This window comes from Cytobacillus kochii, assembly GCF_044790165.1.
GTDB lineage: Bacteria > Bacillota > Bacilli > Bacillales > Cytobacillaceae > Cytobacillus > Cytobacillus kochii.
On record NZ_CP085254.1, the window covers coordinates 4165934 to 4183104 of the forward strand.

A 17171-nucleotide genomic window follows, 5' to 3' on the forward strand; every position below is an offset into this window, starting at 1 on the left:
AGATGGCAACAGTTAAATTATTGCACATTGCACATAGTCGAACAGGGGATAAAGGGGATACATTGAACTTCTCCCTCATCCCCTATAACGAAAAAGATTACGCTTCTATCGCCGAACAGGTGACAAGTGAGAAAGTGAAAGACCATTTACAAGCAATCATCAAGGGCGAAGTAATCAGATATGACCTCCCCAACTTACATGCTTTTAATTTCGTTTGCACAAATGCCCTTCTCGGTGGTGTGACGACTTCCATCGCATGGGATGCTCACGGAAAAAGTATCAGTAGTGCCCTATTAGAAATGGAAATAAATATTTAAATGAAAGAGTTAGAAACGACTGTTTCTAACTCTTTTTTCGCATTAGAGATTACTCTGGTTTCTTTACAACAACCTTCCCGTTTTCATCTAACAACGGTGTAAGTCCACTTCCGCCTGTACTTGCCCATGTATGAACATAATGGACCCCGGTTTCACGATCAACGAGGATAGAAAGCAGCCCTGATGAGTAACTTTCTTTCAATATTTCTACAAAACGGGTCTCTCTTTTTTTAAACACATCAACACTCCTTACAAAAATTCATTATCATCGTATTTAGTAAGATGATTGACCATAATACAAAGCATACTGATAAAAGTATTTGTAATAGTAAGTGGAAGTATTTCATTTTAGGAGAACAAATTAATACCAGACATGATTAAAATTCCAATAACAAGTGCCTGTGCTATGATAGCAATGGTTGCCCATAAACTGACATAGCTTTTTCTTGCCCCTCCTGCTAATCCGATTGCTGCCGAAATATGAAATCCCCATAGAAGTCCTGCTAAAGAAACGCCAGGTACACCATACTTTTCAAAATATTTCTTTGCTTTCATCATGCGTTTACTTGGTTCTTTCTCCTTTTCCTTTCCTTTCATCAACTTTGACCTCAGCGCATTGATGACCCATATAAAAGCCATGACTGATACCCAGTTACCTAATATCGCTACTAAAATAACAGGGACTCCAGGAAATCCTAAAAGAAACCCAAATGGAATGGCACCGTATGATTCAAAAAACGGGATGAGCGATAAAACAAAAATACTCAGTAACTGTAGAAATAAATTATCTTCTAGTGCTGGCATTAAATTTAAATAGAATTCTTGTATGTCTTGCATATTTTCTCCCCTCTCATGTTTGCCTACTTTTAGTATGAAGGATAATCCCTTCTATATCAGCAACTTCTGCATGAAAGGAGGGAAATTCATTCCGAGTGGAGACGATTTATGCCTCAATGGAGACCTTTTTTTGCCTTCTCTTTATGAGAAAGAGCAAAGCAATGCCACCCCAAATGAATGGCACAATCATAAACTTCAATCCAGAGGTAAAGTCATCATTTTCAATCAGAGTAAGACCACGTTCGATGTGATAATTGGGAAAAAGAATGGTTAACTTATTCAGGATCGAAGAATAAACCAATCCTTCTATTAAGAAATAAACAATCATAATTGGCCATCCATATAAACTTACATCAATTGTATTTTTTGCATATTCAGCGATAGCAGTCCCAATTAAAAGCCACATACAAAAAAATGGGATGGTAAATATACTGGCCATCAGTATTTGCACTAAACTATAACCATAAATAATCATACCAATAGTGAACAAAAGATAAGACATACTATAGGTAACGATGGATTTAGCTAAGAAAATATTTATTCGCCTTATCTTCATCAAACGATATAATATGCCTGTCCCCTGCTCTTTTTCTTCAACCATTAAGTTCCCTTGTGTATACATTGTCACCAAAATACTAATAAAACTAAGTAGTGAGGTCATGCCTTTGAAAAAGGTAATCTGTTCATTTGAAAAGGTGATGGTCAAATTATTTAATACATAAATGAAAAAAATCATCGCGAAGGCAGTGAAAAAGAGTAATAATACTTGCCCATTAAAGCGCAAATCTTTTAGTTCCCTTATCATTAAGACCTTAATTTGCTGTACATTCATCCGAATCACCCCTTTTACCAGTTCAACAGTTCTTTTAACTCCCCATATCGTGATTTGGATAAAGGAACCGTCTTTTCATTTTCCAATGTTAGGCTATAACTATTCTTACTCCATACCACAACTTCCCTAACACGCTGCAAATTAACTAAGTAAGAGCGATGACAGCGAAAAAAACCGTAAATATGTAATCTCGTTTCAATGTCCTTCATTGAAACAGTTGATATAAACTCTTCATTATTCACATGGAGAATCGTTTGTCTATCTCTCGTTTCCACAAAATCAATCTCTAATGGATCAAATAGAATAAATTTATCGTCTGATTTAGCTGATATTTTCTCGAATCTTTGTTGGTATATCGTTTCGTCTTCTGTGTCACTAGCCTCTTTTTCCTCTACTTCTTCTTCGGCTTCCTCATTATATTCAAGCCGCTGTAGTCCTCTATCGGTCAAACGGAATACTTTTGTCCCTATACGAATGCTCTCTTCTAAAGAAGAGGTAAGAATAATAATGAAACTATCCTTTTTCAACAATTCATTAAGAATACGATTCAATACCTGCTTCGATTGGAGATCAATGTGATAAGTAGGTTCTTGAAAAATATAAATGGTCGTAGGTTGAATCAAACTGCGTGCAAATTGTAATCGTTTTTTCTCTGAGAATGTTAGTCCTTTGTTTTTCTTATTACGGACTTCATTTAATTCAGCAAGCGCTAAAATCCTCTCTATATCTACTCTTACACCATACAAGTCACACCAAAAACGAATCGTTTGCTCGGGGGTTAACCGTTTATATTCGCCCATATTCGTCCGGTAAAAGAATAAATCCTCCACCCCACGGAGAACACCGTCTGAGAGACGGATTTCATTTGTCATATAACTTCTATCTTCCTCCATTAAGGATAAAAATGCATGCATATATTCCATGTCTGCTTGAATCGCAACCACATCTTTTTTTTCAATGGTCAATTGTATAGAAGGCAAGACAACTGTATTGCCAACGACCTTCCCAAAACCTTCAAAAATGAATGACATATACACTCTTCTCCTTCTGAACCTATTTATTATGACGGATTTCTAGAAGTGGTACCTTCATAATGAACGAAAAAGAGGAAAAAGCAAACGAAAAGGGAGCAAATCTTGGTTAAACTCATTCTTTTATTATTTACGCCTCACCGAGTGGTCATTCATTTTATCCCGGTGTATAAAACATATACTTTATTGTGTTGAAGGAAATTATAAGGAATGAACTGTTTTTTCATCTTGATGAAAGCTGTGAGACATACTGGTCGTCTAAAGGGGCGTACGCGATCAGTTAGCCGAAATTTCATCATAATATGATTGGAGAAGTGGGGAAATTTTGACTCCTTCCGGTAAAGAATAAAAAAGGGGGTGCAGAAGATGGCTCATATTATAACGATCAAGTATAGATAATGGCATAGAGAAAAGGACATTTTGAGATACCATGTGGCAAGATCGATTTACTATCTCACCACATTTCTTTAAGGAAATAAACAATATTGAAAAATAACCGTTAATTGCTCCCAAGTCTCAGCTTCACGAACACTGACTCCCTATATATATCCAAATTAAAACCTGCTAGTGGCTATGGATTAGCAAGAGAAACATGGTTACTTTTCTAACAGCCTGCGCCGGGGAAATATTACGTAAGAAAATCCAATGATTAAGAATCATTTCATTATATTTTAAGAGGAATATTGCGATATGCGCGACTACCTCAATCACATTCCCCCTATTTAGTCGCGTCTTCCTCCTCTCTTCAACAAAATTCTACATTTCCAATCATTTTCCGGGAAATAAGATAAGCATTCGACTAGAAACAATTATTTTCCGTAAGGTAAGAAGCAAGAAATTAAATATATTTCACACATCATGTGCAAAAAAGGAAAAACGCCTTAGGGAATCAGGAGAAATATGGTAATTACAACTTTGATTACGACAAAAATAACCGTTGTTGTTCCGTTTCTTCTCTTCAGGCAAACCGACTAATCCCATACCTCTCAATCGGAATTGAGGTTTCCTTATCAATTATTAACTCCGTAATTAATGTGCCTATAAGCGGTGATAGGGTTACACCACTGTGGGTAGCTGCTACATATAGGTTCTCAATATTAGGCACGGCACCAATGATAGGAAATCCATCTTCCGGCATGGCACGTATGCCAGAGAAAGCACGAACAATTTTTGCTTTTTTAATGGCTGGCACATAACGGATGGCCATATTGGCTGTTTCTTGCATTACATTAAGTGTGGTGGAGCGATTAAACCCTTTATTTTCCATGGAATACCCCATCAAAACCTCACCATTATTTGCTTGTCTAAGACCGCTCACTGTATGATTCAGAAAAGGTTTAAGCGGTTCGGAAACTAAAATTTGTCCTCTTACTTGATTCATTGGAATATGAACATCAATCATTTTCCCCAACTCTCTGGACCATGTTCCCCCAGCTAGAATAAGCCTTTTACATCGATAAGTGTCCTTCGTTGTAGCTACGATAAACCCGCCATTGATTTTCTGAAGGCCATGAACAGGGTTATATGTTGAGTATTGCACTCCTTTTCTTTTAGCTGCTCTCATATACATATCTATGAGTCGAAAAGGATTTACATTTCCATCTATGGAGCTATAGGTGGCTCCTTCGACATCCGGATTCATGAATGGCTCTTTTTCCAATACCTCTTCTTTTGATAATACTTTAATATCTATGCCAATTTCTTTATATGCTTCTGCTAGTTTCATTGCCTTCACTCTATCCTTTTCATGAAAAAATGGTGATAGTCCGCCTGTTCGTTTATATTCGACATCACCAATTTTTTTCGATAGATAAGGATATAACTCAGCACTATAATAATTCAATTCTGCATACCATGAAGGTGTTTTATTATGCACCCATACCCATGCCTGAGTAGAGCCAGAAGTACCTGCTAAAGGGTATTTTCGATCAATGACTAATATACTTTCTTGGCTTCTTTCTGAAAGATGATAGGCAATCCCGCTACCCACGACTCCTCCACCTATCACAATTGTATCGAATTGAGTGTTCATCACTTCACCTTCCCATCTGTCAGCTCTATTTCATCAAGTACAGACTTGACTGTAGAAAACTGTTGGCTATCTGTCGCTAATGCCTCCAAACTGACAGGCGAAATGGGCATCCGAAAACGAGGTGGATAAATTTGTTCCATCGACAACCCTGTTTGCTTGTGTATCACTTCAGCTACTAATTTACTGCATATTTTTGACTGACATGCACCCATTCCACAACGGGTTATTCTTTTAATATCATCGAATGTTCTTCCGCCCTGAGTGATTACTTCTTCTATTTCTTCATAGCTTATTTCTTCACATCTGCAGACAATTACTGACTTATCCATTCAATCCCCTTCTTATCTTCAATTTTAATAATCTAAGAAATAAATTGATCTTTTAATTGTGGTGTGGAAAATTGTTTAATATGCTCTTTTCTTGCTGAAAATGTATCGCTCTCTTCTTCATTCTCTAACTTACTATATAGCGAATTCCTTACTACTTCAGTTTCTTCTGGCGGTAATGATTGAAGCGCTTCACACACGCTAGCAGCCGCTAACATTCCCGTTAGAATAAGAGCGGAATGATTACTGACTCCAGCTGCATTTCCTGTGACATATACATGATCCTTACTTGTTTGAAGTTGATGATTGTAAACAGGAAGCCAGCCCCCGAGTTCTGCTTGATATCTAAGAGCACAGTCCAATTGATACACGATATCTAATATAGGAGATTGTCCCCCATCTATTAGAACGATGTCAGGCTTTAAGGTGATCATCCCATGAGGAGTTTGTATGTCAATTTCTTCTAGCTTCCCATTGCCTCTAGCCTCAATAATTGAGCTATTTTCATACAACGGTATATTCATATCCCCGAAAGTGGAGTTTCCTAACTGTTTGTTTTGTTTTACTATAGCGACGATATTTACTTCTACACTAAGCAGAAGTTCACAAACATCGCTGGCAAAGGAGTTATCACCATAAATCACTGCTGAAGATCCTGGTTTTACTCGATCCCGATTCACTACACTTTGTGCTGCTCCTATCGTCATCACACCTGGTAAGGTCCATTTAGGAAAAGGTATCGCATTTTCAGCTGCCCCTGTTGCGATGATGATTTTTTCAGCAAATACCGGGAAAACATCTTTATCATTTGTCACACCAATCTGTCCATCTTCATATACACCAATGACACGATGACCTAACAACCACTCCACTGCCAGTCCTTCTAACCGTTCCACTAAAAATTGAGCAAGCTCAAAACCTCTCATGTTTGGGAATATATCGGGTAAAGCTAATATTTGGCTTTGTTGCCATAATTGCCCGCCTGCTTGTTGATGTTCATCGATGATTAGAACACATAGACCTGTCTTGGCTACTTCATAGGCTGCCGTTAAACCGGCGGGACCAGCTCCAATAATTAATACGTCAGCCTTCATCAATATCTCTCCTTAATTCGGGGTCTTCTAGCCCTTCACTTATTTTCATCCCATCTCTTACTTTCCTCATACAGGTTTTCACGTGATCTTCTCCGTCCACAGTCATATAACAACTACAACATCTACCCTTTGAACAAAACATTCCCCTTGCTTGAACGAGCTTCCTACTTTGCCCTAGCTTCTTCACATTATTGGCCATTAATGCACCAGCAATCGATTGGTTATCATAGGCTTCAAGAGGTTGCTCATTCAAATAAATAGTAATGGGTTTGTTCAATTGCTCACCTAATATTGGATGCTCTTTTATATGCACGACTTTCACCTCTCTAATTTTTAGAAGAGAATATTTTCCCTACTCCCATCACCCGCTCAATTATAATCATTAGAACGACCGTCATAATGATCATGATGCTAGACACCGAGGCGATAATGGGATCATATTGATATTGCATATACGTATAGATTCGTACCGGTAATGTCACTACATCCGTACTTACGATAAAGAGGGCTACGGTTAAGTCGTCAAACGATGTAATGAATGCAAAGATGGCTCCCGCAATAACCCCGGACTTAATCACCGGTAAAGTGATTTCAAAAAACACTCGAATAGAACTGGCGCCTAGATTCATTGCAGCCTGTTCAATCACTCGGTCAAACCCTACTAAACTAGCAACAACTAATCTCATTACAAATGGAACAGTTAATATAATATGTCCAAGGATTAATGACAGTGGGCTTGTTGCTAGTCCAATCCATGAGTAAAATTGTAATAGCGCCACACCAAAGACAACTGAAGGTATAAGTAAGGGTGAACCAATTAATTGTACAATCGCATTTTTCCCCTTAAACTCCCTTCGAACAACTGCTAAAGCAGACATGGTACCAATGATTGTTGCAATGATTGCTGTGCCAAAAGCTACACTGATACTTAAGATGAAGGAATCGATAAATTCCGGATGTTCGATTAACTCTATATACCATCTCAAAGTAACGCCTTCAGGTGGAAAAACGATATATTCTGTCGTGGTTAAAGATGATAATAAAACGACGACAATGGGTGCCAATAAGAATAAATACACTATTAAACAAGAAAGACTTAGTAATATGCTCGGTAACTTTTTCTTCATTGGATCGCCACCCCTTTTTCCGATTTGCTAAGGACTTTACTGTATATAAGGATGGTGATGGTAGCAACTAAGATCAATAAGAAGCCAATCGCTCCACCATAAGGCCAGTTCATCATAACAGCCACCTGTTCATAAGTAATATAGGACATCACTTTCACTTGTGGTCCCCCTAGAATAGATGGAGTAACGAAGGAACTAACGCTTAAACTAAAGACCATTACCGAGCCTGCGAAAATGCCGGGTAAAGTTAATGGCAATACAATCGACACAAACGTTCTCAAGTTACTTGCCCCTAAGTTTTTTGAAGCGCGAATAATAGAAGGATCAATTCTCTCTAAAGCCCCCATAATACTTAACACCATATAAGGAAACAGCACATGTACCATTCCGACAATTACACTAAATTCACTATAAAGTAAGGGAGCCGGTTCATTAATCAATCCCGTTGTCATTAGGGTTTGATTAATCACCCCATTATTCGATAGTAAGATGACCCAACCATAACAACGAATAACCATACTAATTAACAAAGGAGACAGAACCAGCAATGTTAAATAATTTTTCATCCGAGGCTTGGCCTTCGTTATTTGGTAGGCAACAGGATAAGAAATAATAATTGTAATGATTGTCGTAATAAAACCAATTTTTATTGTTCGCCAAAGCACACTTATATAAAAAGGATCAGACAAAAATTGAATATAATTCGCTAGCGTCCACTGATTGCCAATCCCAGTACCAGCATCAAACGTTTTAAAGCTAGTAACAAATAAAAAGAACAAGGGGAGCAAGAAAAAGAAAAGAAAGATAGCTAGTGTAGGAATGAGCAATAACCATGTATCTCTCCGTTTTTTAAAGTTCTTTTTCTTTTGCATAAGGAAGATTTCATTATCTACGCGTGTATTTAACTCCATTTCCTCACCTCACATTCCTAGAAGGCAGGATATCCTCTGCTTGCCAGAAGGTTTGCACTTTACTGCCTTCTATAATTGAGTGTGGATTTAAAGCTGTATTCGGAATGTCTGCAATTAAATCTTTATCTTCTACTTTAAGGAAATACCTTGTTTTAGCACCTAAGAACATTTTCTTCATTACGATCGATTGAAATCCCTCTCCCTCATGTTTTTGAGTAATGACAATTTTTTCTGGTCGAACAAAAAAATCAAGTTTCTCATTCGTTCGGAGTTGGAAAGGAAGTAACTGTTCATCTCCATAGAAATTAACTCTACTTTCATTCCCATTCTCCCCGCCTACTACTACGCCTTGTATTTTATTAACTTCTCCAATAAATTGAGAGACAAAGTCCGTTTTAGGTTGATTATAGATGGTTATTGGATCATCGACTTGTTCAATTCGCCCTTCATACATCACGGCAATCCGATCAGATATGGCTAAGGCCTCTTCTTGGTCATGTGTAACAAAAATAGTCGTGATACCTACTTGCTTTTGAATATCCACTATCTCTTCACGCATTTCTTGTCTTAGCTTCGCATCCAGATTACTTAAAGGTTCATCAAGCAACAAAACTTTTGGCTTGATTACTAATGCGCGCGCTAATGATACCCGTTGCTGTTGCCCACCTGATAATTCCTTTGGATACCTTTTCTCATAGCCAGCTAACCGAACCATGTCTAATGCTTCTAACACTCTTTTTTTTGCTTCTACCTTTGATACTTTTCTCAATTTGAGCCCATATGCAATATTGTCAAACACAGTCATATGTGGGAATAACGCATAATTCTGAAATACCATCCCCATTTCTCTTTTGTTAGCAGGAAGCAGATGAACGGCTTGTCCATCTACCTCTATTCGTCCTCCATCGACATCCAGAAAGCCAGCAATCATATTTAATGTCGTTGTTTTCCCACATCCAGATGGACCAAGAAAAGAAATTAACTCCCCCTTACTAATTTCTAAGGTTAGATCCTTCACTACTTCTGTACGATTGAATGTTTTCACTAAATTGTTTATCCGCAAGTAACCCATAATTGATTCACCTCCTTAATGTGATACTTCAATTTCCTTATTCGCACGCTCTGTCCATTCAGCACGCTTACTATTCACTACTTCCCAATCAACTTTAATGAGCTTAGCAATCTCTTCTTCGCCGTACACGACTTTACTTGCTACCTCTTCATCTAACTCAACTTCTTTATTAGCTGGGCCATCGAATAACTCAGCTGCAAATAATTGCTGCGCATCCTCATCTAAAACGAAATTAACAAACTTCTGTGCTAACTCTTGATTTGGGGCATCTTTCACAACACTAACAGTTGCCATTAAGGCTGGCGCCCCTTCTTCCGGGGTAACATATTCAATTGGAAAACCCGAATCTTGTAATGTTAGGACACGACTACTCCCCCAGGCACTTGCTACCGCTTGCCCTTGTAAGAAGTAATTAGAAACATCGGCTGTTTTGTCAAAAGTAATAGTGTTTTGCGCGATTTCTTTCATCTTCTCAAAACCTGGCTCCATGTCTTCTATACTTCCGCCATTGGCAAGTGAAGCCATTAATAATGTGTGAACGCCATAAGTATTCGCAATTGAAGGCAATACTAACTTGCCTTTATACTTAGGATCAGCTAAATCATTCCATGAAGTTGGGGGTTCCCAGCCATTTTCATCAAAATACTTTTTGTTATATGCAAGACCTGTAGTAATAAATCCAAACCCAACCCCAATATTATCTTTGTCCTTAGCAATATCATATAAATGAGCTAAATTCGTAACGATCTCTTCATCTAAAGGAGCTAATAACCCGAATGATTTTGCTTGTGCCTGTGGTCCATCATCAAGAAAAACAACATCAATTTGTGGATTATCCTTTTGTGCCTGAATTTTGGATAGCGTATCAACAGAGCTACCTGTAATGTAAGTCACTTTCACATTATTTTCCTTTTCAAATTTAGGAATCAACACTTCCTTCATCTTTTGTTCATAGCTACCACCATATGCAGCTAATACAAGTGTCTGTTGTTTCTCCTCACCACTTGACTCAGTCGAACCACCACATCCTGCAACCAAAAGTAACAGTCCAACGATTACGATAACCATCCATTTCTTCATCACTTCCATACCCCCATCATTAGATTGACTTCATTTATAATTAGATTGCCTAATTACCTATAATAGATTTTTAATTTTAAATATTCAGTAATTTAATAATAAAAATATAATAATATGATATTATAACTTTTATAGGGTAAAGGAGAAGAAACAAGCAAACGTCTCTCTCCATTAATTAAAATCAACTTCTGTAAAATAAGTTTCTTTGTCCGGTCTCACATAAAACATTGAGTATTCCACGATTTCCTTTTCCTTAGAGTATGTAAATCGTTCCCACTCAAATACGGCTGTATTCTCAGAAATACCTAATACCTCTGCTTGTTTACCTGTAGCTATATAAGGCTTTATAAAAAGCTTAGCTTTTCCTAAATTGATATGAAACTTATGGCGTAGCATGTTGTAAATTAAATCATTATTAATATCTTCACTTGTTATTCCATGACAATGAACATATGGTAAATATGTATATTCCAGCGATATCGGTTCACCATCAACAAGCTTTAAACGTTCAATTCTTACCACCTGATCGCCATGGTTCAACTTCATCTTCTCAACCATTTCACTAGAAGCAATCTCTATAGCAAAGTGTAACAATTCATGGGGGTGCGATTCCGATTGGTCAGTTGTTAACGAGATTAATTGATTAATATCTTGTTCTTTTCTTTTTCCTAAAACAAATGTCCCTTTCCCTCGTTGTCTCATCAAAAAGCCTTTATTGACCAGCTCAATAATTGCCCTCTTTACTGTTATCGTACTAATATTAAATAATGTAGCCAACTCCTGTTCAGTGGGCAATTGAAAACCCTCATCCCACTGACCTGAACTTATTTTATACTCCAACACCTGCTCCACTTGGCGATATAATGGGAGATGTGAATCTTTATTAATTTCCATATATGTATACTCCTCAGATTATAATATTATAACTTTATAAATCATAAGTTTAAGCTGACTTGTTTTATTTGTCAATGTTTTCTGATAATTTATCCTTACAAAATCTCCCTTCACCATGCTAGCTATCTAGGCATACACTATGCTGAAGAAAAATGGAATGGAGAGATTAGGTATGTATCCATATAATTATTATCATGTGTATAGAACACAACCCACTCTTTGGTCACCAGGTGAAGCCACTCAGAATCTTAATCAATTTCAAAATCAATATATTCGAGTGCACATCACCGGGCTTGGATGGGTTGTTGCTCAATTATTAGGTTTTGATGCAGCTACAGGAGTGGTGACGTTAAATGTCTATCGCCCTGGTAGTCATGTGCCAGAATTTATGAGGATTAATCGCGCAGAACTAACTGGGTTAACACCACTTGGATTTACCCCACCACCTGAAGTTACTGGTGGTGCAGGCGGCGGTGGCGGAACACCTGGAGGACCAACCGGACAACCGGGAGGCGGTGCACCTGGCGGCGGTGGCGGGATGCCTAATCCAGGCGGCGGAACACCTGGTGGAAAACCACCTTGGTGTGCATATATGCCGTGGCACCCTTATTGTCAATAAGATACAACATGCGACCATCCCTTTAACATTAAGGGCTGGTCGTGTTTTTTACTTGCCTGCCATTTTTCTCTCCTTTTGGGACCTTATTTTCTTTTTGAAGAATCCGTTACTCAGAATATAAAGTGGTTTTCGCTATTACCACCCCGTTTTTAAACTTCTATCCACGAATAACGCATCCTTTGTATAAAATAAATGCTCAAAAGAATACCATCCAAGGAAAATATATGATTTGTATGACTATAATAGAAAATTTTTTTATTTGGCGAAGCACAATTGGGTGATTTCATCATAAATTATGAAGACACTATACGGAGATTTGCATGAGGAGGCACAGTATGTATTTTTATTACGGTCCATTCGGGCCACAACCTTATTATCAACCTCAGAGCTATACCCATAACGTTCGCGGCTTACCGGGAGGATTTCCTGGCGCTGGCGGCTTTATAGGAGGAGATGGGCCCCCATCAGGAGGTGCACCAAACTTAGATGATTTCATGCCTGGCCAAGGCTCACCAAATAACGGCGGCGGTATGCCAAACTTAGGGGACTTTATGCCCGGACAAAATAATGGTGGTAGTATACCCAATCCAGCTGATTTCCTACCAGGACAAAATGGAAATGGAAGCGGCATGCCAAACTTACAAGAATTATTACCAGGACAAAACGGATCCAACAGTAATGGTGGAGGTTTACCAAACTTACAAGACATCCTCCCTGGACAGGGAGGGTCTGGATCAAATGGCGGTATGCCAAGCTTAGAGGATCTAACCGAACTTATCCCGCAACCGAACGAGTCAAACGGACAAAACGGGCAATCAGAAGGCAGTAGTGGGACAAATGGCAACGGACAATCAGGTGAAAACGCTGGTGAGGAAGGATCAACAGCACCTGCCTTACCCGCACCACCATCACACTATACCGTCAACAAATATCACTCTCTACTAAAAAATCCACAAACCGCCAAAAACATTCTACAAAGCAAAGGTTCCGCCTGTGTAAACAAATGGAGCATCATCCAACTAACGGATGGGCAAATCCTATTAATGCATATTACAGGGCACGACGCAAACGGGCAAACACAAGGCATATTTTGGCCATCTGGCCGGTATGGTGCATTTGGAAGTAGTGATATTTCAGGGTATAGTTGCAGAGAATGAGTGAATAAAGGTCGCCTCGGGATGGCGGCCTTTTTGTTTATCTATTATCCACTTTTTGTTTTATTTTGTACGAAAGAAGTTTCGCCTACAACTTCTTTTTTGAAGCTATTATTTACCAGATAAATGCCTAATAAAATAAATGAACCCCCAACTAAAAGTGAAAAAGAAATAGGTTCATCAAGCAAGACGTATCCAGTCAAAACACCAAAGAATGGTGCTAAAAATAAATAGGAACTCGTCCTCCCTGGATTGCCTTTTTGTAAAAGGAAATACCAAACCGCAAATTGCACAATAGAGGACATGATACTTAGCCATACCAAAATAAGCACTGAATGCTTCGTCACATGAAAGTATGGTTCTTCAAATACGCTACTAAAAAATAGGAGAATGCCGCCACCAAACAACATCTGATAAGCAGAAAGCACCCACGTATCGAAACGCCCACTCCAGCGATTAACTAATAAAGTAGAAATAGCCCAAAAAACAGCAGAAAAAGCGCCAAACACTAGACCAACCCTAAAATCATTAATGCCCCCTAATGTAATTCCTACGCCTACGAAACCTAAGACAACACCACTCCACTGATACCATTTATAACGGTGACCCAATAAAATAGTGCCAAAAACAATGACTAATAGCGGATTCATAAAAGTTAAAATAGAAGATTCACTTGCTGTTATCGTTCTTAAACTGATAAATATGCATCCCATGACCCCAGCTGTTTGAAAAGAACCTATTAATAGCACTCTCCCCCAATTTTTCATGCTACGAGGGTGCTCTCTCTTCTGTATCAACACAATCACCATCATGATTAAACCAGCTAGAAAAAAGCGTAAACCTGCCAATAACAAAGGGGATGAGTAACCTAACCCTATTTTCCCTATCGCAAAAGATGAACCCATTAGTGCTGTAGTCAACATAATTAAAGTAAAAAAGTTGAATTTCTTCATGTATATTATCCTCCCAAACAATACCCCCACCTACCTTGTAAATAGGTTTTCTTCGTATTATTATAAAACCTATATCATACGATACTTATCGAAGTATGGAATACAGAGGTGTGAAAAAATGAGTATACATCCGAATATTACGGCACTAACAGCCCTACTTGCTGAAAAATCTAGAGCCACGATACTGGCAGCTTTAATGGATGGAAAATTCCATACAGCAAGCGAACTAGCCTATATGGCCACCATTAAACCCCAGACAGCCAGCTTTCATCTTGCCAAACTAGTAGAAAACAATCTCGTGATCAGTGAAAAAAATGGCCGATTTCGCTATTTCCGCTTAGCAAACGAGGAAGTGGCCAACACACTAGAAATATTTATGTCCATCTCCCCTCCACCTGAAGTTCGCTCTTTAAAACAATCAAGCCAACTAAAAAGATTAGAAAACGCCCGAACTTGTTACGACCATTTAGCTGGACGTCTGAGTGTGACATTAACCAATATCATGCAAGAAGAAGGATATATTGAGAAATCCAATAAGAGGTTTATCATAACAACAAAAGGCGAGCACTTTTTCAAAGAATTAGGAATAGATTTAATTGCTCTATCTAGAAAACGCCGCTCCTTCTGCCATGCTTGTCTGGACTGGAGTGAACGTACACACCATTTAGGCGGCGCTTTAGGGAATGGTCTATTTGAAAGATATATCGAATTGGGGTGGTTAGAATCTAGAGAAAACTCGAGGGAAATTGTTATAACTACCGAGGGGAAATCTGGATTTAAAGAATTTTTTGGACTATCCATATGACTTCTTTTCAAGTACTATTTCTCATATTATGTTCTAAATAGCCAATAACCTCTAAACAAATTCCGACATCATTAATCATTTCTCGGGAAATAAGGAAAAAATTTGTCAAACACAGCTCCCATTTTTATAACTAATAACTATTACAACTAAGCGCAGCTTCAGCAACAAAAAAAGTGTTAGTTGTAAAGGAAATTACGGTAAACATCTAAACATCACAATACCAGTTGCGGAGAATAAAGTGAAAGAGGCTGCTGGTTGGCAGCCTTTTGTAAAATATTCTTGAACATTCCTTTCCTACTACACTATCAAGGTAAGAAAGACAAAATCTCCTATGGTTTGTTGGCTCTGCTAATAGGCTTATTATCCATAAACCTCACATATATAACTTTTCCTCCTCCTTCTTCCCTTCACTCTTCATCGTTAATGAGTGTTCTTTTCGTATATATATATCAATAATGCCGAACAATACTGCTATCGCCGCTAACTTAATGCACCAATTCATCACTATACCAGCAAAAATGGCTATTAATTCTCCTTGATTCCCACCCATAACGATAGCTATTAGAAAAAGGATTGCCACAATGAACCCCAAAGTTAATGTAATCAATGCAATCATTCCATATATCTTTTTAAATAGACTCATATCATCACCCCTATAACCCTAAAATTGGTAGTATGCCAGTTAGTAAGATCATACACAATATTAAATGAAGAATAACCCATATTACTGAGAGTTTGACCGTTTTTGTAAAATCAGAATTTGCTATCCCCATCGCCACGTACATGCCTAATGCGAGTGGAGGGGTCATTCCCTCTAGCGCACCTGTCATAGCTGGTAATAAAGCTGCAAATAGAATAGGGTCGCCCCCAAGTGCACTGGCGGCAGCAATTACTGCACCACCAAGAATAGCTACTTGCGCAGTTCCAGGTAATACCATACCAAGAGCCATAAAGAAAATTGGAATAATAATAATAAGGAGCGTTATGCTTAAACCTAATGAAACAAACCATTCTTCGATTGCTTTTTCTGCACCAATTCCAGAGAAAGCCTGTGAAGTGGCATAAGCAAAATAAATGGTAACCGCAATAGGTACTACTTGTTGAAGTGAGCCTGAAAAAGTTGACAACATTTTTGATAGAAACTCTTTTCTTTTAGCAAACGACTTTCTACCGATAAAAACAGCATAAGCTCCAGCTAAACCAGGGGTAAACATTAATACCGAACTAGAATAGGCCCCACTACCACTTTCCCCAATTCTACCTAATAACCAATCTTTTGCCTGTGCATCTAAGAATAGAGGGAGGAATATGATGATTGGAATGAATAAAGTAGCCCAACCCGACTTCAAACTTTTTTTGAAAGAAGGAATTTCTGTAGCAGGAATCGGCTGTACTTTATAAACGCGACAAAGCACATACAACGTTAACCATCTTTGGACAAAGAACCAAACACCTATACTGTATGCTGCCACCATCCATCCACTTAATGTGATACTACCAGGTGAGACTTTTTCAAGCACACCATATGTCAAAACAATAATTCCAGCTGGAGGGATAATATTACCTAACATACTTGCTGACATCTCTGTTGTTGCTGCAAAATGCGGAGGAAACCCTGTCCTTTTCATCATCGGAATCGTAAATACACCGGTTGTTGCAACATTACCTGGACCTGTCCCCGACAATGATGCCATAAATGTACTCCCTAATAAGGCAACATAGCCTGCTCCTCCTCTAAATCTTCCAACTAAGGAAATCATAATCTGCACAATTCTATTAACAACATTTGTTGCATCGAAAAGTACAGCAATGACCATAAAAGCAAAGATCACATAAAATAAACTACTTGTGGAAGGATACAATAAATACTCTAAAAACTTATTCCACTGTCCTGTAATCGCAATGATAAAAACAAAGGTAAGAGCCATTATTTCATACATAGGTCGCTTAAAAACCACAAAAAATACAGCTACAAAGACTAATAATGCTAATAGTATCCATAAAGCAGCAGGCATTAACATCCCTCTTTCCCCAATTTGTCATAAGTGGTTATATCAATTTATTTGATATTATAGCAGGTATTTTTA

20 protein-coding genes are annotated in these 17171 nt (G+C 38.2%); 4 read left to right on the forward strand and 16 right to left on the reverse strand.

What is annotated here, in order from left to right; all coding sequences use genetic code 11:
- Window positions 1-2: 2 nt before the first annotated feature.
- Window positions 3-317: a hypothetical protein gene (locus tag LG276_RS21275; RefSeq protein WP_095371691.1), complete on the forward strand. Its 315-nt coding sequence runs from the start codon at window positions 3-5 to the stop codon at window positions 315-317.
- Between the two features lie 49 nt (window positions 318-366).
- Here the strand turns inward: LG276_RS21275 and LG276_RS21280 are convergent, their stop codons facing one another.
- The 13 genes from LG276_RS21280 to LG276_RS21340 form a co-directional block, all read right to left on the reverse strand.
- Window positions 367-555, reverse strand: coding sequence for a DUF6440 family protein (locus LG276_RS21280; RefSeq protein ID WP_095371690.1), 189 nt, complete (start codon window positions 553-555; stop codon window positions 367-369).
- A 110-nt stretch (window positions 556-665) separates the two neighbouring features.
- On the reverse strand, window positions 666-1154 hold the full coding sequence (locus tag LG276_RS21285; protein WP_224936662.1) for a small multi-drug export protein: 489 nt from the start codon (window positions 1152-1154) through the stop codon (window positions 666-668).
- A 106-nt stretch (window positions 1155-1260) separates the two neighbouring features.
- Window positions 1261-1986: a hypothetical protein gene (locus tag LG276_RS21290; RefSeq protein ID WP_404292777.1), complete on the reverse strand. Its 726-nt coding sequence runs from the start codon at window positions 1984-1986 to the stop codon at window positions 1261-1263.
- 14 nt (window positions 1987-2000) lie between these two features.
- Window positions 2001-3017 carry a LytTR family transcriptional regulator DNA-binding domain-containing protein gene (locus LG276_RS21295; RefSeq protein ID WP_404292779.1) on the reverse strand — a complete coding sequence of 339 codons (1017 nt, stop codon included), beginning with the start codon at window positions 3015-3017 and terminating at the stop codon, window positions 2001-2003.
- Window positions 3018-3975: 958 nt separating this feature from the next.
- On the reverse strand, window positions 3976-5049 hold the full coding sequence (locus LG276_RS21300) for an FAD-dependent oxidoreductase (protein WP_341105538.1): 1074 nt from the start codon (window positions 5047-5049) through the stop codon (window positions 3976-3978).
- Window positions 5049-5378: a (2Fe-2S)-binding protein gene (locus LG276_RS21305; RefSeq protein ID WP_251162254.1), complete on the reverse strand. Its 330-nt coding sequence runs from the start codon at window positions 5376-5378 to the stop codon at window positions 5049-5051. The genes LG276_RS21300 and LG276_RS21305 overlap by 1 nt, the downstream gene beginning before the upstream one ends.
- 32 nt (window positions 5379-5410) lie before the next feature.
- A complete protein-coding gene (locus tag LG276_RS21310) occupies window positions 5411-6469 on the reverse strand; it encodes an FAD-dependent oxidoreductase (protein WP_341105535.1) in 1059 nt (352 codons plus the stop codon).
- A complete protein-coding gene (locus LG276_RS21315) occupies window positions 6459-6782 on the reverse strand; it encodes a (2Fe-2S)-binding protein (protein ID WP_224936668.1) in 324 nt (107 codons plus the stop codon). Before LG276_RS21315 ends, LG276_RS21310 begins: the two co-directional genes overlap by 11 nt.
- A 13-nt stretch (window positions 6783-6795) precedes the next feature.
- On the reverse strand, window positions 6796-7596 hold the full coding sequence (locus LG276_RS21320; RefSeq protein WP_224936669.1) for an ABC transporter permease: 801 nt from the start codon (window positions 7594-7596) through the stop codon (window positions 6796-6798).
- Window positions 7593-8507, reverse strand: coding sequence for an ABC transporter permease (locus LG276_RS21325; protein ID WP_341105533.1), 915 nt, complete (start codon window positions 8505-8507; stop codon window positions 7593-7595). The genes LG276_RS21320 and LG276_RS21325 overlap by 4 nt, the downstream gene beginning before the upstream one ends.
- Window positions 8508-8511: 4 nt before the next feature.
- Complete coding sequence (locus tag LG276_RS21330) at window positions 8512-9579, reverse strand: ABC transporter ATP-binding protein (protein WP_224936671.1); 1068 nt, start codon at window positions 9577-9579, stop codon at window positions 8512-8514.
- A 15-nt stretch (window positions 9580-9594) separates the two neighbouring features.
- Window positions 9595-10659, reverse strand: coding sequence for an ABC transporter substrate-binding protein (locus LG276_RS21335; RefSeq protein ID WP_251162487.1), 1065 nt, complete (start codon window positions 10657-10659; stop codon window positions 9595-9597).
- Window positions 10660-10830: 171 nt separating this feature from the next.
- Window positions 10831-11553, reverse strand: a complete 723-nt coding sequence (locus tag LG276_RS21340) for a GntR family transcriptional regulator (protein WP_224936672.1) — start codon at window positions 11551-11553, stop codon at window positions 10831-10833.
- A 172-nt stretch (window positions 11554-11725) separates the two neighbouring features.
- Here LG276_RS21340 and LG276_RS21345 point away from each other — a divergent pair, with 172 nt between their 5' ends.
- Window positions 11726-12172 (forward strand): hypothetical protein, encoded by a 447-nt coding sequence (locus tag LG276_RS21345; RefSeq protein WP_341098047.1) that lies wholly within the window; start codon window positions 11726-11728, stop codon window positions 12170-12172.
- Between the two features lie 335 nt (window positions 12173-12507).
- A complete protein-coding gene (locus LG276_RS21350; RefSeq protein ID WP_341105529.1) occupies window positions 12508-13329 on the forward strand; it encodes a hypothetical protein in 822 nt (273 codons plus the stop codon).
- 44 nt (window positions 13330-13373) lie between these two features.
- Here LG276_RS21350 and LG276_RS21355 read toward each other — a convergent pair whose 3' ends face one another.
- The gene (locus tag LG276_RS21355) at window positions 13374-14279 is read right to left on the reverse strand and encodes a DMT family transporter (protein ID WP_341105527.1); all 906 of its coding nucleotides are present in this window, start codon (window positions 14277-14279) and stop codon (window positions 13374-13376) included.
- A gap of 118 nt (window positions 14280-14397) precedes the next feature.
- On the opposite strand from LG276_RS21355, the gene LG276_RS21360 reads away from it, so the two are divergent.
- Window positions 14398-15084, forward strand: a complete 687-nt coding sequence (locus tag LG276_RS21360) for a helix-turn-helix transcriptional regulator (protein WP_224936676.1) — start codon at window positions 14398-14400, stop codon at window positions 15082-15084.
- 373 nt (window positions 15085-15457) lie between these two features.
- Here the strand turns inward: LG276_RS21360 and LG276_RS21365 are convergent, their stop codons facing one another.
- Entirely contained in the window at window positions 15458-15727 is a 270-nt protein-coding gene (locus LG276_RS21365) for a hypothetical protein (RefSeq protein ID WP_224936677.1), read from the reverse strand.
- A gap of 10 nt (window positions 15728-15737) precedes the next feature.
- Window positions 15738-17099, reverse strand: coding sequence for a TRAP transporter large permease subunit (locus LG276_RS21370; protein ID WP_404292783.1), 1362 nt, complete (start codon window positions 17097-17099; stop codon window positions 15738-15740).
- Window positions 17100-17171: the final 72 nt, after the last annotated feature.